The organism is Streptomyces sp. NBC_00310 (assembly GCF_036208085.1).
In the GTDB taxonomy this organism is placed as follows: domain Bacteria; phylum Actinomycetota; class Actinomycetes; order Streptomycetales; family Streptomycetaceae; genus Streptomyces.
The window spans coordinates 8,277,973-8,299,606 of the sequence record NZ_CP130714.1 but is presented as its reverse complement, the minus strand read 5'-3'; the positions used below and the strand labels follow the sequence as shown (position 1 = coordinate 8,299,606).

Annotated in this window: 21 protein-coding genes and 4 pseudogenes; 12 read left to right on the top strand and 13 right to left on the bottom strand. The window is 69.8% G+C overall.

The features are described 5' to 3' along the window. Positions 1–75 precede the first annotated feature (75 nt). The 3 genes and pseudogenes from OG202_RS36315 to OG202_RS36305 all read left to right on the top strand — a co-directional run bounded on the left by OG202_RS36315 (position 76) and on the right by OG202_RS36305 (position 1,981). Entirely contained in the window at positions 76–657 is a 582-nt protein-coding gene (locus tag OG202_RS36315; protein WP_327727489.1) for a rhodanese-like domain-containing protein, read from the top strand. Further along, positions 654–1,625, top strand: coding sequence for a sulfite exporter TauE/SafE family protein (locus OG202_RS36310; protein WP_327727490.1), 972 nt, complete (start codon positions 654–656; stop codon positions 1,623–1,625). The genes OG202_RS36315 and OG202_RS36310 overlap by 4 nt, the downstream gene beginning before the upstream one ends. 88 nt (positions 1,626–1,713) lie before the next feature. Beyond that, positions 1,714–1,981, top strand: a pseudogene (locus OG202_RS36305) (metal-sensitive transcriptional regulator). Positions 1,982–2,016: 35 nt separating this feature from the next. Here OG202_RS36305 and OG202_RS46635 read toward each other — a convergent pair. Continuing rightward, positions 2,017–2,364 (bottom strand): annotated as a pseudogene (locus OG202_RS46635) (redoxin domain-containing protein); the annotation flags it as partial. A gap of 185 nt (positions 2,365–2,549) precedes the next feature. On the opposite strand from OG202_RS46635, the gene OG202_RS36300 reads away from it, so the two are divergent. Further along, positions 2,550–2,843, top strand: coding sequence for a hypothetical protein (locus tag OG202_RS36300; protein WP_327727491.1), 294 nt, complete (start codon positions 2,550–2,552; stop codon positions 2,841–2,843). 17 nt (positions 2,844–2,860) lie between these two features. Here the strand turns inward: OG202_RS36300 and OG202_RS36295 are convergent, their stop codons facing one another. The 5 genes and pseudogenes from OG202_RS36295 to sqr form a co-directional block, all read right to left on the bottom strand. Next, positions 2,861–3,001 (bottom strand): hypothetical protein, encoded by a 141-nt coding sequence (locus tag OG202_RS36295; RefSeq protein WP_327727492.1) that lies wholly within the window; start codon positions 2,999–3,001, stop codon positions 2,861–2,863. 98 nt (positions 3,002–3,099) lie between these two features. Further along, a pseudogene (locus OG202_RS46630) lies at positions 3,100–3,348 on the bottom strand (PIG-L deacetylase family protein); the annotation flags it as partial. A 97-nt stretch (positions 3,349–3,445) separates the two neighbouring features. Next, on the bottom strand, positions 3,446–3,919 hold the full coding sequence (locus OG202_RS36285; RefSeq protein WP_327727494.1) for a DsrE/DsrF/DrsH-like family protein: 474 nt from the start codon (positions 3,917–3,919) through the stop codon (positions 3,446–3,448). Positions 3,920–3,959: 40 nt separating this feature from the next. After that, the gene (locus OG202_RS36280; RefSeq protein ID WP_327727495.1) at positions 3,960–4,277 is read right to left on the bottom strand and encodes a TusE/DsrC/DsvC family sulfur relay protein; all 318 of its coding nucleotides are present in this window, start codon (positions 4,275–4,277) and stop codon (positions 3,960–3,962) included. Between the two features lie 16 nt (positions 4,278–4,293). Next, positions 4,294–5,535: a type III sulfide quinone reductase, selenoprotein subtype gene (gene sqr / locus OG202_RS36275; protein ID WP_327727496.1), complete on the bottom strand. Its 1,242-nt coding sequence runs from the start codon at positions 5,533–5,535 to the stop codon at positions 4,294–4,296. A 277-nt stretch (positions 5,536–5,812) separates the two neighbouring features. Here sqr and OG202_RS36270 point away from each other — a divergent pair, with 277 nt between their 5' ends. The 3 genes from OG202_RS36270 to trxA are packed head-to-tail and all read left to right on the top strand — an operon-like array spanning position 5,813 to position 8,377. Next, positions 5,813–6,265 carry an OsmC family protein gene (locus OG202_RS36270; protein WP_327727497.1) on the top strand — a complete coding sequence of 151 codons (453 nt, stop codon included), beginning with the start codon at positions 5,813–5,815 and terminating at the stop codon, positions 6,263–6,265. After that, complete coding sequence (locus tag OG202_RS36265; protein ID WP_327727498.1) at positions 6,262–7,956, top strand: aminotransferase class V-fold PLP-dependent enzyme; 1,695 nt, start codon at positions 6,262–6,264, stop codon at positions 7,954–7,956. The genes OG202_RS36270 and OG202_RS36265 overlap by 4 nt, the downstream gene beginning before the upstream one ends. 49 nt (positions 7,957–8,005) lie before the next feature. Beyond that, positions 8,006–8,377 carry a thioredoxin gene (gene trxA, locus OG202_RS36260; RefSeq protein WP_327727499.1) on the top strand — a complete coding sequence of 124 codons (372 nt, stop codon included), beginning with the start codon at positions 8,006–8,008 and terminating at the stop codon, positions 8,375–8,377. Positions 8,378–8,425: 48 nt separating this feature from the next. Here trxA and OG202_RS36255 read toward each other — a convergent pair whose 3' ends face one another. After that, the gene (locus tag OG202_RS36255; protein ID WP_327727500.1) at positions 8,426–9,013 is read right to left on the bottom strand and encodes a rhodanese-like domain-containing protein; all 588 of its coding nucleotides are present in this window, start codon (positions 9,011–9,013) and stop codon (positions 8,426–8,428) included. 84 nt (positions 9,014–9,097) lie between these two features. On the opposite strand from OG202_RS36255, the gene OG202_RS36250 reads away from it, so the two are divergent. After that, complete coding sequence (locus OG202_RS36250; RefSeq protein ID WP_266522632.1) at positions 9,098–9,385, top strand: metal-sensitive transcriptional regulator; 288 nt, start codon at positions 9,098–9,100, stop codon at positions 9,383–9,385. 21 nt (positions 9,386–9,406) lie between these two features. Here OG202_RS36250 and OG202_RS36245 read toward each other — a convergent pair whose 3' ends face one another. From OG202_RS36245 to OG202_RS36235, 3 genes are all read right to left on the bottom strand, one after another. Continuing rightward, positions 9,407–10,153 (bottom strand): sulfite exporter TauE/SafE family protein, encoded by a 747-nt coding sequence (locus tag OG202_RS36245; protein ID WP_328224170.1) that lies wholly within the window; start codon positions 10,151–10,153, stop codon positions 9,407–9,409. Continuing rightward, the gene (locus OG202_RS36240; RefSeq protein WP_327727502.1) at positions 10,150–10,539 is read right to left on the bottom strand and encodes a rhodanese-like domain-containing protein; all 390 of its coding nucleotides are present in this window, start codon (positions 10,537–10,539) and stop codon (positions 10,150–10,152) included. Before OG202_RS36240 ends, OG202_RS36245 begins: the two co-directional genes overlap by 4 nt. Positions 10,540–10,610: 71 nt before the next feature. Continuing rightward, entirely contained in the window at positions 10,611–11,978 is a 1,368-nt protein-coding gene (locus OG202_RS36235) for an MBL fold metallo-hydrolase (RefSeq protein ID WP_327727503.1), read from the bottom strand. Positions 11,979–12,158: 180 nt separating this feature from the next. Between OG202_RS36235 and OG202_RS36230 the strand changes: the two genes are divergently transcribed. Then, positions 12,159–12,563 carry a DUF302 domain-containing protein gene (locus OG202_RS36230; RefSeq protein WP_326576104.1) on the top strand — a complete coding sequence of 135 codons (405 nt, stop codon included), beginning with the start codon at positions 12,159–12,161 and terminating at the stop codon, positions 12,561–12,563. A gap of 719 nt (positions 12,564–13,282) precedes the next feature. Then, a pseudogene (locus OG202_RS36225) lies at positions 13,283–14,528 on the top strand (IS110 family transposase). Positions 14,529–15,113: 585 nt separating this feature from the next. On the opposite strand, the gene OG202_RS36220 reads toward OG202_RS36225, so the two are convergent. Then, a complete protein-coding gene (locus OG202_RS36220; RefSeq protein WP_327727504.1) occupies positions 15,114–15,704 on the bottom strand; it encodes an isochorismatase family protein in 591 nt (196 codons plus the stop codon). A gap of 708 nt (positions 15,705–16,412) precedes the next feature. Here OG202_RS36220 and OG202_RS36215 point away from each other — a divergent pair. Both OG202_RS36215 and OG202_RS36210 read left to right on the top strand, forming a co-directional pair. Next, on the top strand, positions 16,413–18,638 hold the full coding sequence (locus OG202_RS36215; RefSeq protein WP_328224169.1) for a haloacid dehalogenase-like hydrolase: 2,226 nt from the start codon (positions 16,413–16,415) through the stop codon (positions 18,636–18,638). 368 nt (positions 18,639–19,006) lie between these two features. Next, positions 19,007–19,588, top strand: a complete 582-nt coding sequence (locus OG202_RS36210; RefSeq protein ID WP_327727506.1) for a hypothetical protein — start codon at positions 19,007–19,009, stop codon at positions 19,586–19,588. 306 nt (positions 19,589–19,894) lie between these two features. Here OG202_RS36210 and OG202_RS36205 read toward each other — a convergent pair whose 3' ends face one another. Then, entirely contained in the window at positions 19,895–20,686 is a 792-nt protein-coding gene (locus OG202_RS36205; RefSeq protein ID WP_327727507.1) for a hypothetical protein, read from the bottom strand. Then, a complete protein-coding gene (locus OG202_RS36200; RefSeq protein WP_327732103.1) occupies positions 20,683–21,240 on the bottom strand; it encodes an ABC transporter ATP-binding protein in 558 nt (185 codons plus the stop codon). The genes OG202_RS36205 and OG202_RS36200 overlap by 4 nt, the downstream gene beginning before the upstream one ends. Positions 21,241–21,634: the final 394 nt, after the last annotated feature.

The window sequence follows — 21,634 nt, the reverse complement described above, 5'->3', positions numbered from 1 at the left end:
GCGGCGGCCGAAACCGTCGGCCGCCGCCCGCTCCCCCTCACAGGAAGAACACTTCACAGACAGCAAGGACCCCCGATGGCCGTCCACGCCCACAAACCACGACTCGATCCCGCGACCCTGCGCGACCTGACGCAGGACGGGGAGGGCCCGCGCCTGCTGGACGTACGTACGCCCGGCGAGTTCCGCACCGCCCACATCCCCGGCTCCTACAACGTGCCCCTCGACACCCTGCGCGAGCACCGCGCCGAACTGCTGCACCACCTCGACGAGGACGTCATACTCATCTGCCGCTCCGGCGCCCGCGCCGCCCAGGCCGAACAGGCCCTCGCCGAAGCCGGACTGCCCAACCTGCGCGTCCTCGACGGCGGCGTCATGGCGTGGGAGACCACCGGGGGCCCGCTCACCCGGGGCCCCGAACGCTGGGACCTGGAGCGACAGGTGCGCCTGGTCGCCGGGACCATCGTGCTGATCACCGGCACCGCGGGCCTGTTCCTGCCCGGACTGCACCTGATCGGCACCGCCGTCGGCGCCGGACTGACCGTCGCCGCACTCACCAACACCTGCGCCATGGGCATGCTGCTGGCGAAGCTGCCCCACAACCGCGGCCCGCGCACCGACCTCGACACCGTCGTCGCCGCCCTGCGGGATTCGTCGTGATCGCCGTCATCGTCGCCGCGTCCCTGCTCATCGGCGTCAGCCTCGGCATCCTGGGCGGCGGCGGCTCCATCCTGACCGTGCCCATCCTCGTCTACCTGGCCGGAATGGAGACCAAGGAGGCCATCGCCACCTCGCTGTTCGTCGTCGGCGTCACCAGCGCCGCCGGAGTGGTCTCGCACGCCCGCGCCGGACGCGTCCGCTGGCGCACCGGTCTGCTGTTCGGCCTGGCCGGAATGACCGGCGCCTACGCGGGCGGACGACTGGCCGCGTTCATCCCCGGCACCGTCCTGCTGCTCGCATTCGCCCTCATGATGATCGCCACCGCCGTCGCCATGATCCGCGGCCTTCGCGGGGCGCCCAAGAAGGTCCACCACGAACTCCCCGTCCTCCACGTCCTGCTGGACGGCATCGTGGTGGGACTGGTCACCGGCCTGGTCGGCGCGGGCGGCGGCTTCCTGGTCGTCCCCGCGCTCGCACTGCTCGGCGGGCTGCCGATGACCGTCGCCGTCGGCACCTCGCTGCTGGTCATCTCCATGAAGTCCTTCGCCGGGCTGGCCGGTTACCTCGCCGGCATGCACATCGACTGGGGGTTCGCCGCCCTCGTGACGGCAACCGCCGTCGTCGGCAGCGCGATCGGCGGCCTCCTCGCCGGGCGCATCCCACAGGACGCGCTGCGCAAGTCCTTCGGCTGGTTCGTCGCCGTCATGGGTGTCTTCGTCCTGAGCCAGCAGATCAGTTCCGATCTACGCCACACCCTGCTGACCAGTCCGTGGACCTGGGCCTCCGTGGCCGCGGCATCAGGCGTCGCGTTCAGCTGGTACATGCTGCGCAACGCCGAGCGAACACTGAGCCTGACGAACGACGTATCGGCCCCGTCCATCGAGGAAAACGCACCGGCGGTCCACCACCCCACAGGTGAGCACACCGTCCATAGCAGCGGCACCGCGCCATCGCCGCACGACGTGTAGCGGCGCCTCCCGAACCTCCGACGAACCCGACCCCTGGAGGTGTCCGGTGACGGACGGGACAGAGGCCGTGAGAGATGTCGTGAACCTCGTGAACGAGGAAACGGACTCGTGGGCCGAGGTGCTCAACCGGCTCCGGCAGGCCCAGGGACAGCTGGCCGCGGTCATCACCATGATCGAGGCGGAGCGGGACCGCAAGGACGTCGTCACCCAGCCGGCCGCGGTCTCCCACGCCCTGGACCGGGCCGGCTTCAATATTGGCGGGCGGCATTCGCCAGTGCCTCACCGAACGGCAACGGGGACACAACCCTGCGCTGAGCGAGGCCGAACTGGAGAAGCTGTTCCTGACCCTCGCCTGACCACCCGGACGCCATACCTCAGGGGATACGTCCACGGAATTGCCGAGCAGGGCGGTGTTGCGGGCGGCGAACTCGTCGGCGAGTTCGGTGAAGGCAACGAACCCGGCGGTGCACACCGGCGTGAAGTCCGCCGGGTGGCTGAAGAGCACCAGCCACCGGCCGGAGTAGTCGGTGAGCCGGACGGGGCCGTGGGTCGATTCGGCCTCGAAGTCCGGCGCCCTGTCGCCGATGAGAGGCAGACTGGTGTACTCGGCGGGGTCGGTCGGCCGGTCGGAGACGGTCTCGGAGGATCCCTCCCGGACGATCACGGGTTCGGATACTCCCCAGGGTATTTTCACGTCCCTGGACCATGAAGGACCGCACGGCCTGACGTTCACCCCCATCGGCCCTTGCGCCTGTTGTCCGACGAGACCCTCCCCGCATCGCAGGGGTGCACCCAGCGCGGGGACGGGGGCAGGGGAGGAACAATTCCGCCTCGCATCACGCTGTTCCCTATACCCCTCGGGGTATACGAGTCACAGAGGCGCCCGGGGACGGTGACCGGACCCGGCGAAGGAGCGTGAAACCGATGGCGACAGCAGGACATGACGGACCTGCCCAGACGACCGAGGACACATGTCTTGTGACGACCTGCGGGCGCAGGATCGCTGTGCGGTGTCTGCGGCTCGCTCCCGCGGACCGTCCCATCACCCGGGTCACCCTGGACGTGGGCCAGGACCAGGGCGGCGAGCCGGGAGTGTGGGCGGCGCTGACCGCCGACGAGGCCCGCGACCTGGCTCGTCTGCTCCTCGTGCACGCCGGCCTGGCCGAGCGCGGCACCGCGGCCCTCGGGCCGCCACGGAAGAGCGGCCCTTCCTTCTGACTCCGGCGTCGGACACGTCACTCCAGGACCCGCAGGTACTCGCGGTCGCCGAGGAGTTCCAGACGGCGCCAGAGCACCGGGTTGTCGGACGACTGGCTGGCATGACAGGCGATGGCACGGTACTGCCGCTCCCGCGGCACCGACTCGGCACTCGGCACTCGGCCGGATCACGCCCGGTGAAGGACGTGCCGAACCCGGTGGCCAGTTGGTGGTCCCGGTGTCCGGTGACACCCTCTGGGTCGAACACGAGGAGGTGGCTGGAGCGCCGCTCGCCGATCAGACGGGCCGTCTCCGAGGCCGGCCGATGCCGCGGGACGTCAGTGAGACCGCCGTCCGGGTGACCGGCCGGTTCCACCCGCGCGACGCCCAGTTCCCGTGCGGCACAGGCGAGTTCGCCCGCACGGACGGTACACAGGTCGCCGGGCCTGCCGTGCAGGGTGAACGCCTCACCATGGGTGAAGCAGAGCACCGCCGTGGGCACGCCGACATCGGACAGCAGGGCCATCAGTCCGCCCAGCCCGAACGACTCGTGGTCGGGATGGGCGACCACCGCGAGCAGGGGCCGCACTCCGCCCGGTAGGCCGGGTACGGTACCGGCCATCTCAGGTGTAGATGATCTGGCCACCGGCCGCGTGTTCGTAGAACTCGCCGACCGTGATGATGTCCTGGACCTGCTCGACCAGATCGTCCTTGTCGAGGTCGAAGAGGTCCACGGACGCCTTGCAGGCGTAAATGCCCGCGCCAGTGTCGGCGATCATCTCGATGAACTCGGGGATCGGCGGGATGTCGAGCTTGTCCATCTTGCGTTCCATGTACCGGGTGACCAGGTCGGGTACACCGGGCATGCCGCCCAGCAGGGTTGGCAGGTGCAGGCCGGGGTTGCCGACGGTGGCCAGCTTGATGTGCTCCCAGCGCTTCTTCGTGATGGCGTCGAGGCCGAAGAAGGTGAAGAACAGGTCGGCCTCGATGCCTTCGGCGCGGGCGCCGTTGGCCATGATCAGGGCCGGGTAGATCCCTTCCAGGGATCCCTTGGAGACGATGATCGAGACCTTTTTGATCGTTGCGGTGTCGGCCATGACGGCACGCTCCTCGATGGCAGGGACGATGGCGGAGATATCAGATGCAGCCGCGCGGCTTGGGAATGCCGGCGATCTTCGCCGCGGTCTTGGCGGGACCCTTGGGGAAGAGCTGGTACAGCTCCTTGACGCTCACCCCGGACGTCTTGCCGAGGACGCGGACCGTAGGGCCGGTGCCCTTGGCGGCGTACTGCTCGCGCATGAAGCGGATGACCGTCCAGTGCCGGTCGGTCAGCTCCTCGATGCCGCTCTCGCGGGCGATCTGCTCGGCCATCGGCTCGGTCCACTGCGCGGGGTCGGTGAAGAAGCCCTCGTCGTCGACGGGGACGGCGCTCTCGCCGTAGGTGACTGTGGGCATGGCTGCTCTCCTTCGTTCAGGTGTGGACGTGTCGCTTGCCACGCTCGGGCATCGCCGAGCCGATACCGGGCATCTCCCGGCCCGCCAGCAGGCTGTGCCAGTACAGCCACTCGAAGGCGAGCTTGCCGAGGTGGCTGGCGTGCGACTCCTTCAGCAGCGGCAGGCCGACGGGGCCCGGGAAGTGGCCGGGCAGCGGCTCGGTCTCGTAGTTGAAGTCGATGAGCAGCGCCTTGTGGAAGCCCGTCTCGACGAAACAGTTGGCATGCCCGTCGAAAGAGGCGTCCAGCGGCTGCCCGGCGAGGAAGCGGCCGATGTTGTGCACCAGCACCTCGCCCTCGAAGTGGGCCACCGAACCGGCCTTGGAAGCGGGCAGGCCCGCCGCGTCACCGATCGCGAACACCTCGGAGAAATCCGGGTGTTGAAGGGTGTGGGGGTCGACGGGGACGAAGCCCAGCTCGTCACCGAGGCCCGGGGAGCGCCCGACGTACTCGGCGCCTCCGTGCAGCGGCACGACCACGGCAAGGTCGAAGGGCACCTCGCGTTCGTCGTACGACACCAGTCGGCCGCCTTCGCCGTCGACCTCTCCGAGCGTGAACTCGGTGACCAGGTCGATACCCTTGTCCGCCAGCAGTCCGGCCAGCGCGTTGGCCGCGACCGGCTTGGTGAAGGCACCGTCCAGCGGGGTGGCGTAGGTCAGTTGGACCTTGTCGCGGATACCGCACCGCTGGAAGTACCAGTCGGCGAGGAAGGCGAACTCAAGTGGCGCCACGGGGCACTTGACCGGCAGGTCCGCCACGTCGATCGCGACACGGCCGCCGTCGAAGCGCTCAAGGGCATGGTGCAGGCCGACGGCGCCGGGCAGGTCGTAGAAGGTGAAGACGCTCTCGCCCCAGCCGGGACCGGTCAGCCCCTCGGTCTCCTCCGGCAGCAGCGTCGCGCCGGTGGCGACGACAAGGACGTCGTAGCCCAGCCGGATGCCGCCGCCGAGATGCACCGTCCGCGCATCCAGGTCGACCCGCTCGATCCGCGCCATCTTGTAGTCGATGTCGGCGTTCAGCTGCCGCGGACGGGACCGGACGAGGTGGTGCGGCTGGGCCAGCCCGAACGGCACGAACAGCAACCCCGGCTGGTAGAGGTGGTCGTCGTCCTGATCGACGACCGTGATCCGGTACTCGCCCTCGTCGTACGTGCGGCGCAGGCGGTTGGCCGTCATGGTGCCGGCGGTTCCACCGCCGAGAATCACGATGTGTTTGCCCATGTCCCCACTGTCGTGCGGGAGATGAGGGCGGGGCATGGGCCGCAGGTCCCCATTCGAGTACCCACCCGGATATGTCTTCGACCCACTCCATCGACCCCTGCGGCCCCCTCGCCCGCCGCGAACCCCCTGGTAAAATACCTGGCAGGGTATATCGCTACGCCAGCTCCCACGAGGGCCGAACGGCCCCCGGCGCACCCCGTCGGCCTCTCGATTCGTCGCACGGTGCGCGGTCGACTGGAATCCGTCAGCAGTCGACACCGGCGAGAAGGGCCCCGCCATGACCGGCAGCACACCACACACCCTGAGCACGAACCGGCCGCAGTCCATGGACGTGCACAGTTTCCAGGTCGCCCACGTCGAGCGGGATGCCTACACCGTGGACATCCGCGGGCACCGTCTCCAGGTCGACCAGCCCATCGAGGCCGGCGGTACGGACACCGCGCCCACCCCCACCGAGCTGTTCGCCGCGTCCCTGGCCACTTGCGTCGCCTTCTACGCGGGCCGCTATCTCCACCGGCACGGCCTCAGCCGGACAGGACTGCGCGTCCGTACGGAATTCACCATGGCCACCGACCGCCCCGCCCGGGTCGCCTCCCTGCGCGTCGTGGTCATCCCGCCGCCGGGGCTGCCCGAGCAGCGCCGGGCGGCCCTGCTTGCCGTGGCCTCGCACTGCACGGTGCACAACACCCTCCATCAGCCGCCCGAGATCGAGATCGAGCTGGAGCCATGAGCACGTCTCCGGCGCCGACCGCGTCGGCCCTGCTGGAGCGCATCCGGGGCGGGCTCATCGGGGACGACGAGGTGCTGGACGGCCCGTACGGCCCGAAGCGGATCGTCTACGCGGACTACACCGCCTCCGGCCGCTCGCTGGACTTCATCGAGGACTTCGTCCGCGAGCAGGTGCTGCCCCGCTACGGCAACACGCACACGGAGAGCTCCAGCACCGGTTTGCAGACGACCCGACTGCGCGAGGACGCCCGCCGGATCATCCGCGACGCGGTCGGCGGCACCGACGACGACCTCGTGATCTTCTGTGGTTCGGGCTCCACCGCGGCAGTCAACAAGCTGGTCGGCATCCTGGAGCTGCGCCGCCCGGAGAAGCCGCCCGAGGCCGAGCGCCCGGTGGTCTTCGTCGGGCCGTACGAGCACCACTCCAACGAACTGCCCTGGCGTGAGTCGATCGCCGACGTCGTGGTCATCGACGACGACCCTGACGGCCACATCGATCTCGCCGGGCTCGAAACAGCCTTGCGGCGGTACGCCGACCGGCCGCTGCGCATCGGCAGCTTCTCCGCCGCCTCCAACGTCACCGGCATCCTCACCGACACCGACCGCATCACTGGACTGCTGCACGCGTACGGCGCCCTGTCGTTCTGGGACTACGCGGCCGCGGCACCGTACATTCCGCTCCGGATGGCGGAGAGCGCTCCGGGCGCCAGGGACCACAAGGACGCGCTGTTCCTGTCCCCGCACAAGTTCGTCGGCGGCCCGCAGACCCCGGGTGTCCTCGTCGTCCGCAGTGAACTGGTCCGCAACAAGGTGCCCACCGCGCCCGGCGGCGGAACCGTCGCTTTCGTCGACCCGCTCCGCCACCGTTACCTGGACGACCCGGTCGCCCGCGAGGAGGGCGGCACCCCGGCCATCGTGGAATCCATCCGCGCGGGACTGGTCTTCGCCCTCAAGCAGGCCGTCGGCACCGACTCCATCCAGGCAGCCGAGGAGCGCCACTGGCGGCACGCCCTCGCGCGCTGGGACACCAACCCGCGGATCGAGATCCTCGGTAACCACCACGCCCGCCGCCTGTCCATCATCTCGTTCCGCATCCGCCACGGCGACCATGCCAACCTGCACCACAACTTCGTCGTCGCCCTGCTCAACGACCTGTTCGGCGTCCAGGCCCGCGGCGGCTGCTCCTGCGCGGGCCCCTACGGCCACCGCCTGCTCGCCATCGACACGGCCACCTCCCACGCCTTGCTCGACGAGGTCGTCCACGGCTGCGACGGCATCAAACCTGGCTGGACCCGCATCAACTTCAACTACTTCATCAGCGACACCGTCCGCGACTACCTCATCGACACCGTCGACCTGATCGCCACGCACGGCCACCGGCTCTTGCCCGACTACCGCTTCGACCCGCACACCGGGCAGTGGCGCCACCAGGCCGGTGCCGGCGATCCGCCGCTGCGCCTGGCCGACGTGCACTACGCGGCGGACGGTCGGCTCAGCGCCCCGGCACCCCGTCATCGTCGGCTGGGCGAGGAGGCCCTGGCAGGTCAACTCGACCGCGCCCGCGAGGCGTTCGCCGCTCGTTCCGGCCGTCTCGACGACGGCCCCACCGGGCTGCCGACCGACTTCGAGCGCATGCGCTGGTTCCCGCTGCCACCCGTATGCCTGGAACAAATCCGGACCGGCACCGGTTGAACCGTGTACCCGAATACCCCGCCGGGTATGCGAGAGGAGACCGGAAGCCATGCCCACCGTGGAATTGACCAAGGACAACTTCGAGGAAACCGTCACCGGTTCGGAGATCGTGCTGATCGACTTCTGGGCGGCCTGGTGCGGACCGTGCCGGATGTTCGGCCCCGTCTACGAGAAGGCGGCCGCGCGCCACCCGGACATCGTCTTCGGCAAGGTCGACACCGAGGCACAGCCCGAACTGGCGGGCGCCTTCCAGATCTCCTCCATCCCCACACTCATGGCCGTCCGCGACCGGACCGTCCTGTACTCACAACCGGGCGCGCTGCCGCCGCAGTCCCTGGAAGACTTCATCGGCAGGATCCGGGCCGTCGACATGGAGGACGTGCGCCGGAAGGCCGCCGCGGGCTCGACGGGAGCGAACTGACGTCCGGGGCCGCCCATGGAGTCTCCACGGGCGCCCCGGAACGCGGGTTCAGCGGCTGCGCAGAGCGGCCAGCGTGGCGTCGAGATCGACCGCGCGCGGGCGGTTGTGCGGCAGCTTGCCGAGCACGACCGCCATGCCGCAGGTGTTCGTGAGGGCGGAGAAGACCAGGCCGCCCGCGACGCCGGCCGAGAGGAGCTGGAGGGCCGGGTGCACGAGCAGGCCGAGCAGGAGGCCGAGCAGGACCAGGCTGCCGGCGGTGAAGCGGACCTGGCGTTCCATGCTCCAGCCGGCCCGCGTGTCGCAGGCGGCCGGTGTGTGCAGGTCGTGCCCCTCGGCGGCCCAGGCGCCGGTGCCGCCCGCGAGCGTGGCCGTGGTGATGCCCTGCTCGGCCAGCAGCTTGCAGGCGTTCTCGGAACGGGCTCCGGAGGCGCACACCACCAGGACGTCACCGCGTCCGGCGGCGTGCCGTATCTCCGGCAGGGCGCGGCGGACGTGGTCGAGCGGAATGTTCAGGGCGCCGGGCAGGTGGCCGGAGGCGTACTCGGCGGGCGTGCGCACGTCGATGACGGTGAGTTCGTGCAGCCGGGTGCGGGCCTGCTCGGTGGCGAGGGTGACGGGGGCGGAGGTGTTGGTCATGACAGATGTGATCCTTAATGGTCGACGCCGTCCCGAACCGGGACGTACAGTACCCCTAGGGGTATATTTTTTTGAGGAGTGGTCGTGGAACTGGAGCTTGAGGGTGCGGACCTGAAGTCCGTGCTGAACCGGCTGCGCCGTGCGCAGGGTCAGATCTCCGGTGTGATCCGGATGATCGAGGAGGGGCGTGACTGCGAGGACGTCGTCACGCAGCTCGCCGCGGCCTCCCGCGCGCTCGACCGGGCCGGTTTCGCGATCATCGCGACCGGCATGCAGCAGTGCATGACCGACATCGAATCCGGCCGCAAGAACGGCGAGGACGCCCAGCAGATGCGCACCCGCCTGGAGAAGCTGTTCCTGTCGCTGGCGTGAGGACTCTCGCCACGGCGGCCGTCACAGCGCCGCGTCGATCAGCATGAAGGCCGCCACCGCCAGCAGCACCAGCGCGAAGATCCGCTGCAGCGAGTGTCCCGAGATCTTCGCGGCCAGCCGCTTCCCGTCCCACGCACCGAGGATCGCGGCCCCGACGAACGGCCCGACGACCGCCCAGTCCAGCCTCTCGACCGTGCCGGCGCGCGTCGCCAGCGCGGCCAGCGAGTTGACGGTGATGACCAGCAGGCTGGTACCCACCGCGTTCCGCATCCGCAGGCCCAGCACGCTCACCAGCGCCGGTACGGCGAGGAAGCCACCGCCGACACCGAGCACACCGGTGACCGCGCCGAGCCCGCCACCGGCGACCGCCACCCGACCCGGCCGCACCGTCACGGCACCGTCCCCAGCCGGCCGGGACCGCAGGATACGCAGGGCGGCGACTCCCGCGACCACGGCGAAGGCCGCCGTCAGTACGGCCGCCGGGATACGGGTGGAGAGCGCACCGCCCAGCATCGCCGGGCCGATCCCGGCTGCCGAGAACAGCAGTCCCGTACACCAGCGGACGCCGCCGTCACGGGCGTGCGCGACCAGCGCGGTGACCGAGGTGAGCGTGACGATGACCAGACTCGCGGTCGTCGCCCCGACCGGACTGAAGCCGAGCAGGTAGATCAGGGCGGGAACGGCCAGCACACTGCCACCGCCCCCGAGCGCGCCGAGCGCCAGGCCGATCACCGCGCCGGCGGCCAGGGCGAGTATGACCGCGCTCACGCGACGGTGCCGTTCCCACCGCGTGCGTCCACCACCGGCAGACCCGCCCCCGCCCGGTCCCCCATCCCCCCGATCACGTCCACGGCCCGCGCGCCCCGGGCGACCAGCAGTTCCGCGGCCCGCCGGGACCGGTTGCCCGAGCGGCAGATCACGACCAGAGGCCGCGCCTGCGCCTCGGCGGGCAGCCCCGCCCCGGCGGCCGGCGCGGACAACGGCAGATGCGCGGCGCGCGGCGCATGCCCCGCCTGCCACTCGTACGGCTCGCGCACATCCAGCAGCACGGCGTCACCGCCGCTGTCGACGGCGCCGCCGTGGCCGGTGCGCGCGGCCGCCTCCTGCACGGTCACGCGACCCGGACCGCCCCGGTCTCGTCGGAGATTGCTCATGTCGGTGTCCCGCTCCTGTTTCCATGTCGTCGGTGAAGATCGGTGGGGTGTCTGCGGCGCGTCCGATGCCGTCAGGAGGTCCGGACGGTGAGTCCCGCCTTCTCGGCCGCGTCGAAGGAGTCGTCCACCGCGGCAACGGCACGACCGGCGGCATCCAGCAGCGAGGCGGCGACGGCAGCCCGCATGCCGCCCGCGCAGTGCACCCACACCTCACCGTCAGGAACCTCCCCGAGGCGGCGGTGCAGCGCGTGGACCGGGATGTGGACCGAGCCCTCGATGTATCCCGCCGCCCGCTCCGAGCCGCGCCGGACGTCGAGGACGACGACACCCTCCGCCGGGTGCCGGCCGGCGAGATCGGCGAACGTGGCGCGCGGGAAGGAAGCCTTGGCCTCCCCCTCCCGGACCCAGTCGCCGGGTTCGCCGGTGGCCGCGGCAGCGGGGCGGTCGATGCCCACGCGGACCAGCTCGCGCTGGGCGGTGGCGAGTTGCTCGGGTGACTCGGCGAGCAGCGTGACCGGCTTGCCCCACGGGATCAGCCAGGCGAGATAGGTGGCGAGCCGGCCTTCGGCCTCGAAGTTGAACGAGCCGGACACATGCCCTGCGGCGAACGCGATGCGGTTGCGCAGGTCCACCACCCACTCCCCCGCCGCCAGCCGGGCTGCGATCTCCTCGGCGTCGGCGACGGCGGGCGGCGTCAGATCGACGGGCGCGGGTCCGGCCGCATTGGCAGGGCCCATGTGCGTGTAGTAAGAGGGGATGTCGTCGAGGCCGGCCAGCAGGTCGGCGACGAAAGTGTCGATGTCCCTGGTGAGGGCTTCGTTGGACGCCTTCTCCTTGCCGATGGTCGTGTCGCTGCCCTCCGCCTGGGAGGACGAACAGAAGCTGCCGAATCCGTGCGTGGGCAGCACGGCCGTGTCGTCGGGCAGCTCGGTGGCCAGGCGGTGCGCGGAGGCGTGCTGGGCGCGGGCCAGCTGCTCCGTCAGCCGCGGTTCGACCAGGTCCGGACGGCCCACCGTGCCGATCAGCAGCGAGCCGCCGGTGAACACCGCGACCGCCGTGCCGTTCTCCTCCAGTGCATAGGAGGTGTGGTGCGGGGTGTGACCGGGGGTCGCCACGGCGCGCAGGGTCAGGCCCGCGTCCGAGTCGATCTCCGCGCGGTCGCCGTCGTGCACTGGTACACGCTCGAAGGAGACCCTGGCCCCGGCAGGGACGAGATAAGCCGCACCCGTGATCCGGGCCAGCTCCGGGCCGCCGGTGACGTAGTCGTTGTGGACGTGCGTCTCGACGACGTGCGAGATCCGCACCCCGCGCCGGGCGGCCACCGCGATCACCTGATCCACGTCACGGGGCGGGTCGACCGCCACCGCCGTCCGCTCGCCACCCGCCAGGTAACTGCGGTTGCCGAGCCCGGCCACCTCGATCGTGTCGACGAAGAACACGAGGTACTCCCTTCCAATGAAGAATTACCCCAGGGGGTATGCTTACGACCGTAACACGAGTACCCCGGGGGGTATTTTCGAGCGCAGGGAAAGCCCCGGGAAACACCTCACGAGTACCTCGCACACGGCCGGACACCCGGTCCACGCCACGCGAGCCGACACGAAAGCAGGACCACTGCCATGCGCTACGACCGCACCGTGCACCTCGACACCGACTTCGCCACCACAGTCAGCCGCGTCCGCAAGGCCCTCGCCGAGCAGGGCTTCGGCGTCCTCACCGAGATCGACGTCACCGCCACCCTCAAGGCCAAGCTCGACCACGACATGGAGGACTACGTCATCCTCGGCGCCTGCAATCCGCCCCTCGCCCACCGCGCCCTGGAGACCGACCGCACCATCGGCCTGCTGCTGCCCTGCAACGTCGTCGTCCGCCGAGACGGAGACCGCACCGCCGTACAGGCCCTCAACCCGAACACGATGGTCGCACTGACCGAACTGGATGCCCTGCGCCCGGTCGCAGAGGAGGCCACCCGACGCCTCGACGCCGCCCTCGCCTCCCTCACCGCAGCCGACGCGGACAGCTGACGGCGGACCACGGCGCCATCCTTTGTGGCCCGGTCGGGCCGCGCTCCCGGTTCCAACATGCGTGCGACGAGGTAGCAGCACGCCCCGTCGCCGGCAAGGTGCGGCAGGCCCCCGGAACCGGAGTCCTCGCCCCGTGCCGACGGCCCCGGTCCACGCGACCCGGGCCGGAGAGGTCCGCGAGGTTGAGACTTCTGATATTCGAGCGTCATCCGAGCGTCAGAACTCTGGATCCGCATCGCCTCATCACCCGTGAGACCCGCGCCAGCCCTTGAGTTGCAGCTCAGACCGTTCTGCACAAGCGAACCTCAGCAAAACAACAGGTCAGCGACGCCGATGAGTGCGCGCCATGTTCATCTTGCGCACTTCGGAAAACAGGTTGAGCACACCCAAGCCCCGCCCGAGCAACTAGGAAAACAGCAGGTCAGCGACTCAGCGCACCTTGGGTGCGCGCCGGGGGCGTGGTAAATGCCGTGGCGCGCGCCGGGGGTGCTTCTGTCTGCCCTGACGTGGGCTGATGGGGTACGGGACGCTGAGTTGGTTCGTTCCGGCCGAAACCGATGCCTCTGTGATGCCGGTGAGCTCGCAGGTCAGCGTGGTGCTGGGGACCGCCCACGGGAACCGTGGAGTGTTGCTGCGCAGCACGTGCGTCAGAATCCTGATTCGCCCTGGTCCTCCCGGAACGGCGCACCCGGCTGTCCGGCGAGGGAGGGAGCAAGGCCGTGGACGTGCTGCACGAACGCTGCGCCGGCCTCGACATCAGCAAGAAGGACGCCAAGGCGTGTGCCCGCACCCCGAGTCCCAAGCGGCGGGGATCCTTCACGAGCGAGACCACGACACGGGGGTCGACGACGAATGCGGTCCTGGCCCTGCGGGATCACCTGCTTGCCGCGCGGGTGACGCTGGTGGTCATCGAGGCGACCTCGGACTACTGGAAGCCCTTCTACTACCTGCTGGCCGAGGACTTGAACGTGATCCTGGTCAACGCGCGGCAGGTGAAGAACCTGCCCGGACGCAAGACGGACGTCTCGGACGCGGCCTGGCTGGCCCAGCTCGGCGCCCACGGCCCGGGTGAGGCCCTCCTTCGTGCCGCCCGAGCCGGTCCGTGAACTACGGGACCTGACCCGGGCCCGGACCACCGCCACCCGTGAACGCGGCCGGGTGGTCCAGCGACTGGAGAAGCTGCTGGAAGACACCGGCATCAAACTCTCCGCGGTCGCCTCCGACATCATGGGTGTCTCCGGCCGGGCCATGCTCGAAGCCCTCATCGCCGGGGAACATGATCCGCAACTCCTCGCGGAGCCGGCCAAGCGCAGGCTCCGCAACAAGATCCCCGAACTGACCGAGGCCCTGACCGGGCGCTTCCGTGAGCATCACGCGTTCCTGGCCCGCCTGCATCTGGATCAGTACGACCAGCTCACCGCCATGATCGGGCAACTGGACAAGCGGATCGAGGAGGCGATGGCCCCCTTTCGAGGCGCCCTGGACCTGCTCGACACCATCCCCGGGATCAACCGGGCGGTCGCCGAAGTGATCATCGCTGAGACCAGCGGGGACATGAGCCGGCTCGCCTCGGCCCGTCACCTCGCCTCCTGGGCCGGGGTCTGCCCCGGCCACCACGAGTCCGCCGGCCGCACCAAGACGACCAAGGTGCGGCCCGGCAATCCGTATCTCAAAGGCGCCCTCGGCCTCGCGGCGTTCGGCGCGGTGAGAACCAAGGACACCTACCTGCAGGCCCGCTACAAACGGCTGACCGCACGCCGCGGCCCGCTCAGGGCCCTGGTCGCCGTCGAGCACTCGATCATCACCGCGATCTGGCACATGCTCACCGACAACGTCCCCTACCACGAACTCGGCGGCACCTACTTCACCCAACGCGACCCCGAACGCGCCACCCGCCGGGCCATCAACCAGCTCAACCAGCTCGGCTACACCGTCACCCTCAACCCGAGGGAGAACACAGCCTGACCGACAGGGCCGGACACCCGGCGGCCGATCGCGACCACCGGGCACCCAGCCCTGCCCACACCCACCCTGAACAGGTTCTATTTACGCGTCAGAGCGCCTTTGAAGCCGGTTCGAGAATCGCCACACACTCCACGTGCGAGGTCATCGGAAAGATGTCGGCTTCAGCAGAGTCCGGAAAGGTGCAGGTCAGAGCCCATTTCGCGGCCCGCCGTACCGCCTGCAGGCGCCCGGAGCGTCAAACGAGCGTCATGGCCAACAGCCCATCCCCCCTTCTGCGGAGACAGGCCAGGCTGCCCCAACTCGTTCACGGCAGTTCTCCCGAATGGCCCGGCCGACCTGGACACGGGACGGCTCAGCACCGGCCCCGGAAGCGTCCGGGCGCCGCGCCCTTCCCCTCCAACTCGCCCTTGCCACCGAAGAGGGCCTGCGGTGCCCAGCCATGCAGGCAGCTCTGTTCGGCTTGGCCGGCGGCGCCCGCGCCGGGGTGATGTTGATCAACGGGCCTACCAGCAGCCACGCCAGGACCGTTATGCGGACCGGTGCGCCTGTTGCGGGCAGGCCCCGCGGCGAAGGCGGCCGTGGTTCTCAGGCGAGGACGACTGGCTTGCCGCTCAGCACCACACCGGCTTGGCGTAGCTCATTGATCGCGGTGCTGGTGGTGTCGGCGGCAACGCCGGCGGTGTAGTCGAGCAGGACCCGGACGGCGAAGCCCGCTCGCACCCCGTCGAGCGCGGTGGCCTTCACACAGTGGTCGGTAGCAATGCCGACGACATCAAGGTCACTGATGTGGCGGGCACGCAGCCAGTCGGCCAGCGACGTGCCGTCCTGGGCCGAGCCCTCGAAACCGCTCTTCGAGGCGGAGTACGCCCCCTTGTAGAACAGCTCGTCCACGCCGCCAGAGGTGACGGCGGGCGCGAAGTCCGGATGGAACTCGCCTCCCTCGCTGCCGACGACGCAGTGCTCGGGAAAAGAGCTCTGGAAGTCCGGGTGCTCGGAGAAGTGGGCCCCCGGGTCGATGTGGTGGTCACGGGTGGCGACGACGTGCGCGTACCTTCCATCGGCGCGCCGCACCAGGTCGGCGATGGCCACGGCCCTGCCCGCGCCGCCCTTCACCGGAATGCTGCCGCCCTCGCAGAAGTCCTTCTGCACATCAACAATGATCAATGCACGGCGCACGGAGACCCTTTCCCTCGGAAGAACCCATTGCCCGTATGGTCGCTCCCTCCGTCGGTGTGCTGACGCAGCACTCGCCAGCACTCACCCGATAGGGGCCACTTGATGAAAGGGTCCAGCTGCGGGCCGAGGACCTGGCACAGCCCATGCGGTTGTCCGCCGTCCGGTGCATCGGGTCGATCGGCCAGCCTTGGAACCAAGCGGTCGTCAGCCGGACAGCCCGCAGAGTCGACTGCGGCTGGACCGCAATCGCAGAGCTCGCTCGCTCGCTGGGGGCCTGGGTAGCCGAACCCGAACCCTATGGGGTGAGCTGGCTGGCCGGTATTTACTGGGCGTTACGGTCAACGACTACCTGGCCTTGCGCATTGGTACGGTCGGTGTCCATGCCACTCTCGGCTACGTGGATGCGGTCGAAGGCACCGAGATCACCGCTCAGGAGTGGTCCTCGCCCCTCGTGAAAGCAGCGGTCGAAGCAGGTCTGGTCTCCGTCGTGCGAACTAGAAGCGGCGGCGGCCTCGTGGCCGTAGCCAGAGGATCCGTTCATGGCCACTCGCCGCCGCTTACCGCCCAGGTGGTGGAGTACGCGTGCGGGCAGGTGTCCGATTTGGGAGCGGCCGCTGCTCTGGGGCAGCGCGGACGGCGCTGTCTTCCATCGGGTGACAGGCCGGGGAATCGGCGTTGATGCGGTGGCGGACCCGCGAGGCTCGGGGCATGCGTATCGCGGTGCTGGATGTGGACGGGACTTTGATCGCCGGCACGCTGGCCGGCCCACTGCCGGGAATGCTGGCCGAGGCCGGGCTCGTTCCCCGGGACCGGCTGGCGCGGCTGCGCCGTGCGCAGACGGATTCGGATGCGGAGGATGTGCAGGCGGCGGCGCGGTTGCATGAGTTGTTCGCCGCGATGCTGACCGATGTGCCGTGCGGGGCGGTGTCGACGGCGATGGCCGATCTGTGGCAGCGGCAACGCGAGCGGCTGTTCGACTTCACCAGGCCGCTGATCACGGCGTTGAAGGAGACCGGCTGTGTGCCGGTGCTGATCTCGGGCGGCCCGCAGGAGATGGTGGCCCATCTTGCCGGTGAGCTGGGCGTGCCCCTCTTCCGCGGCACCCGGTTCGAGACGGCTGACGGGCTGTACACCGGACGCGTGGCCGCCACGGTCTGCGGCGGGAAGGACGCGGCCGCTCAGGATCTGGTGGGCGAGGAGCGCATCGACTGGCCGGCTTCACTGGCGGTGGGCAACTCGCTGGGGGACGTATCGTCGCTGAGCCAGGTCGGCCGACCAGTGGTCTTCGAGCCGACGCCCGCGCTCAGGCTGCTGGCCCGCCACCGCTCCTGGCCCGTGTGTGACCGCACCAGCCTGCTCACTCACCTGCGCGACCAAGCCGCCCTGCCCGTGCCCCCGCCGCGCCCGGCCCGCGATCTGCCGTCGACTCGCCCCACAGTGCCGGCGACGTCGGTGGCCAGTGTGGTCCGGCGGCTGACCGAGCGGCTGCTGGACCAGGTGGGCGGACAGGGAGCCGTCACGGGCGAATGCCGCAGCCGGGTCACCGAGTCGGCCCTGATGCTGACCCTGCTGCGTCGGGCGAAGACCCTGCCCGGGGTGCAGAGCCGGCTGCACACCTACCTGTCGCGCAGCCGCACGGCCGCCGACGCCTTCGACACGTCGGTCATCGACGCCACCCTGCACGGCATCGCGCCGGCGGACCGGCATCGGCTGATCGAGGAGACCTTTGCCGGCGCCGCCCAGCACTCCTCCGACCGAAAGAAGCTCGCCCTGGAGGCGATCCTCGCCGTCGTGGGACCCGAACCCTTCCACGTCGACGCCCCCTCCCACGCGTTCGAGCACCACAACGAGGCCACCTGGACCCGCCTGCGGCAGATCGCCCTCCACCACCTGCACGTACCCGACCCCGTCGCCCCGGAACTCACCACCCGTCTGCTGAAGATGACCGAACGCGGCCAGGCCCGCGGGATCATCGAAGGAAACGTGTTCGCGCACCTGTTCGCGCTGCTGTCGCTGCAGCGGATGGCGCCCGGCCACCGGGTCATCGACGACGGCATCACCGCGCTGGCCAGAGCCGTCCGCGACGACGGCGGCATGCCCTTCATCACCAGCGAGGAGACCTTCTCCACCGCCACCGCCGGCCTCGCCCTGGTCCGCGCCGGCGCCGACCGGCACGTGCTGTACGCGATGGGCGACTACCTGACAGCCCAGCAGGCCGGCAATGGCGGCTTCGCCTACGCCCAGGACGTCGTCCAGACCGACACCGACAGCACCGCCCACGTCCTGGCCTTCCTGCACACCCTCGATCCCGAGCGATACCGGGCCCCTCTTCACGCCGCCCGGCAGAACCTGACCAGGCACCTGGGTGAGGACGGCGGGGTACCCACCTACCGGCCTGGCCAGCCCTCCGAGCCGACCATGACCGCCAACACCATCACCGCCCTGCAGCCCTACCACTTCGCCCACGCCCACCTGCTGGAACGCGCAACCCGCTACCTCCTCGACACGCAGAAACCCGACGGCACGTTCGAACGCAGCTGGAGCCTGAGCGAAGCCAACGCCATGCTCCGCGCCCTGAACGCCCTCACCCTCGCCCACCAGCACAATCCCGCAGGCCATCGTGGGCGCCTTGCGCCGGCCATCGACTCCATCCACCAGCGCCTGCTCGTCACCCCCAACCCGGACGGCGGCTGGGGCCGGACCCCCGGCGAGGCCAGCGACCCGATGAGCACCGCCTACACCCTCACCGCGCTTGCCCCCACCCACCGCACCCACCCCACCGTTCAGGCGGGCCTGCACCACCTGCTCAGCCGGCAAAACCCTGACGGCGGCTACACCTCCGTCTCCGACCAGGCAGCCCCCCGCCCCCTGCGCTACACCATCCCCGTCCTCACCGACATCTTCGTCCTCCTCGCCCTCACCCACTACGCCTGAGTCGGCAAACGGGGCCTGGACCGACACCAGGGAGAGCGTCAACACGGCTCTCCGACAGTCCACTCCTGAGGGTGGCCATCAGGGAGGGACAGGTACCCCTTTTCCGCCGTTCTGCCTGGCCTCCAGGTTACAGAGGAACCGTTTCCGCCGCTTTTGCCCCGCGTGGCAGTCCCGTGCGGTGACACTGGCCCGCTGGATAAACGCGTCAACGTGGAATGACGGGTCTGCCTCCCCGTCGCCTACCGCCGCGCGGCGGCCCGCGCTGTCCTGGGGCGGTGCCGAGGGCTTGAACGCCCGGCACGGTCAGCGGGGATGGGTGCCCCGGTGGCCCAGGCGGGACAGGATCTCCAGCAGGTGAAGGGACACGCGTGTCGAACGAGCTCAAGTACGGCGACCGGATCCATCTGCAGAACGGCTACAACAACTGGCAGGGCGGCTACCTCGACACCAACGGCCACGCCAGCAACAGCGGGGCCAAGTACGAGGTGTCCACCACGGACACCCCCAACCGTGGCACGGGCACGGGCACCTGGGAGGTGCTCTCCGCCGCCGGGAAGGCCGCCGGCGCCGCGGTCGTCACCGGTGACCTGATCTACCTGCGCAACCTCTACGGCGGCGACGGCGGCTTCCTCGACACCAACAACCACGCCACCACCGACCAGAAGAACGCCGGCGGCAAGTACGACGTCTCCACCTCCCAGGACAGGGACCGGGCGGAAGGCACCGGCCGCTGGCGGATCTTCGCCCAGACCTCCAGCCCTCTCGACCAGAGCGTCCGCGTCGGCGACACCGTCCACCTGTTCAACACCTACGACGACAACGGAGGCTTCCTGGAGACCAACCACAACAGCACCGCCTCGGGCGGCAAGTACGACGTGTGCACCAACGGCTACTACAACCGCAGCAACTCCACCGTCGCCGACTGGAAGATCCACAAGGCTCCTGGCTGACCAGCCCGACGCCCCGCCCCGGGCTCACACCGCCCGGGGCGGGGCGTCAATGCCGCGGGGAGGGAGTGCCCCTGCACCTGGTGCCCCTCGGCGCCGAGCTGCGGGGGCAGAGGGATCCGCAAGGACTGCACCTACGGCACCGTGCTGGTCGACGTCGAGGCACCGCTCCCTGGGCTCCTTCTGCGACTCCCTGCTGGCCCAAGTCCGCCCAAGCGACACCGACGCCGCCACCGGCAACCCTGCTCACACCGCTGATTGGACAGTCCTCGGGCCAAGCAGAGTCCCGCAGGACCATCCGCACCGTGATCACCCTGCATGGGCTCTCGTCCTGCGGAACCACGGGGAGCGGGAAGGGCGGTGCGTGTGGAGGACGAGCAGCGCAAGGGCGCCGGTCGCTGCGGACCAGGTGAGGGAGAGCAGGCCGTGGGACCAGGGGATGTGCGGGGTGAGGGCTGAGCTCAGCGCCAGCTGGTTCACGCCGTACAGAGGAAGCGCGGCCACGCCTGCCACATCCATGAGTGTGTTGAACACGGGGTTCTGCAGTCCGGTGTCGACCAGGCTGAGCATGATGATGAGGAAGAAGCCCTCCAGCTCGCCGCGGACCAGAGAACCGAGCAGAAGGCCGATGCCGCCGTAGGCGAGGCCGGCACCCACAAGGGCCAGCGCCAGGGGTGCTGTGTGGCGTACGGGCAGGGAGATCCACAGCAGGATCGTGGTGTAGAGGGCCAGCAGGGCGGTGGTGAGGGCGACGGCAGCGAGTTTGGCCAGCAGCATCGGCAGCCGGGGGTACCCGGCCAGCAGCAGACGGCGGTCCACCTCCCGCGATTGGAAGGTCTCGGTGAAGGCGATGAAGCCGGCGACCATGGTGATGGCGCCCAGCGCGCTGGCCACCTGGCCCACCTGGCTGGCCGGAGCGGAGACGTGGCCGCTGATGGCGTCCAGCCGGATACGCACCACTTGGTCGGAGGTGCACAAGCGCGCCACGAAAATCCAGATGGGGATGAACGCAACCGCCAGAACCAGGGCCAGCCGGTTGCGCAGGTGGCCCCGAAGAGTGCAGCGCAGCAGTTCGGTAAATGCCGTCCAGGAGAGCCTCAACGGTCGGTCTCCTCGTAGTGCAGACGCCCCTGGCGCAGATGAGCGATCGCGTCGAAGTGGTGCAGGTCGTGCAGCAGGTGCGAAACCACGATGATCGACCGGCCCTGATCACGCAGATCGGCGGCCAGGGCCCAGAACCGCTGATGAGTGTCCCAGTCGAAACCCTGGTAGGGCTCGTCCAGGACCAGCAACTGCGGTTCGTGCATGAGAGCGATCAGGAGGTTCAGCTTCTGCCGCGTTCCGCCACTGAGTTCGCCGACCTGCCGACGCCGGCAACCGGTCAGCGCCAGCAGCTCCATCAGCTCGCCGGCGCGCGCCAGCGTCGGCAGCCGGTAGGCCATCTGGAACAACCGCAGATGCTGTCCGACGGTGAACGCATCGTTCAGTACAGCCTGTTGTGGGCAGTACCCGACCGCCCCGGTCCTTGTCACCGTTCCGCGGTCGGGCGCAAGGTGTCCCACGGCGATCTGCAGCAGAGTGCTCTTGCCCGTGCCGTTCTCGCCGACGACCCCCACCAGCATCCCGGCAGACACGTCGAGATCCACATCGCGCAGGACCTGCCTGCCTCCGTACGCCTTGCAGACTCCGCTGATCCGCAGCCGCGGCCGATGTGACCGGTGGCGCGTCGTCACTGCCTGCACATGAACCCCTCGAAAGATCGGACAGGAGGAGCGAGCCGACCCGGAGCCCGCCGCAGAGGCCAAGGCCGCGCAGGCCCATGTCCCCTGGCCTGCCAGGCTCATGACCCCTCAGCCGCGCCCGGCCCGCATGTTCCGGACGGTCCGGCCCTCGGCGGACCGATCCGCCGCGCGAGGGGGCGCGCTGCTGACCGGTGTCCAACGAGTCCGTACCTCCGGTGTAACGGCAGCCACCCGCTGTTCCGTTGTGCAGCCGACATCACCACTCCACAGGCTTTGCGCCTCCCCGTCGAGCGTGACCCGAGCCGCG

What these genes read in the sequence shown, in the direction of transcription:
- OG202_RS36315 (WP_327727489.1), top strand. Translation starts at nt 76, where the DNA reads ATGGCCGTCCACGCCCACAAACCACGACTCGATCCCGCGACCCTGCGC.
- OG202_RS36230 (WP_326576104.1), top strand. Translation starts at nt 12,159, where the DNA reads ATGCGCTACGACCGCACCGTGCACCTCGACACCGACTTCGCCACCACA.
- sqr (WP_327727496.1), bottom strand. Translation starts at nt 5,535, where the DNA reads ATGGGCAAACACATCGTGATTCTCGGCGGTGGAACCGCCGGCACCATG.
- OG202_RS36270 (WP_327727497.1), top strand. Translation starts at nt 5,813, where the DNA reads ATGACCGGCAGCACACCACACACCCTGAGCACGAACCGGCCGCAGTCC.
- OG202_RS36285 (WP_327727494.1), bottom strand. Translation starts at nt 3,919, where the DNA reads ATGGCCGACACCGCAACGATCAAAAAGGTCTCGATCATCGTCTCCAAG.
- OG202_RS36215 (WP_328224169.1), top strand. Translation starts at nt 16,413, where the DNA reads ATGCGTATCGCGGTGCTGGATGTGGACGGGACTTTGATCGCCGGCACG.
- OG202_RS36240 (WP_327727502.1), bottom strand. Translation starts at nt 10,539, where the DNA reads ATGAGCAATCTCCGACGAGACCGGGGCGGTCCGGGTCGCGTGACCGTG.
- OG202_RS36265 (WP_327727498.1), top strand. Translation starts at nt 6,262, where the DNA reads ATGAGCACGTCTCCGGCGCCGACCGCGTCGGCCCTGCTGGAGCGCATC.
- OG202_RS36255 (WP_327727500.1), bottom strand. Translation starts at nt 9,013, where the DNA reads ATGACCAACACCTCCGCCCCCGTCACCCTCGCCACCGAGCAGGCCCGC.
- OG202_RS36280 (WP_327727495.1), bottom strand. Translation starts at nt 4,277, where the DNA reads ATGCCCACAGTCACCTACGGCGAGAGCGCCGTCCCCGTCGACGACGAG.
- trxA (WP_327727499.1), top strand. Translation starts at nt 8,006, where the DNA reads ATGCCCACCGTGGAATTGACCAAGGACAACTTCGAGGAAACCGTCACC.
- OG202_RS36300 (WP_327727491.1), top strand. Translation starts at nt 2,550, where the DNA reads ATGGCGACAGCAGGACATGACGGACCTGCCCAGACGACCGAGGACACA.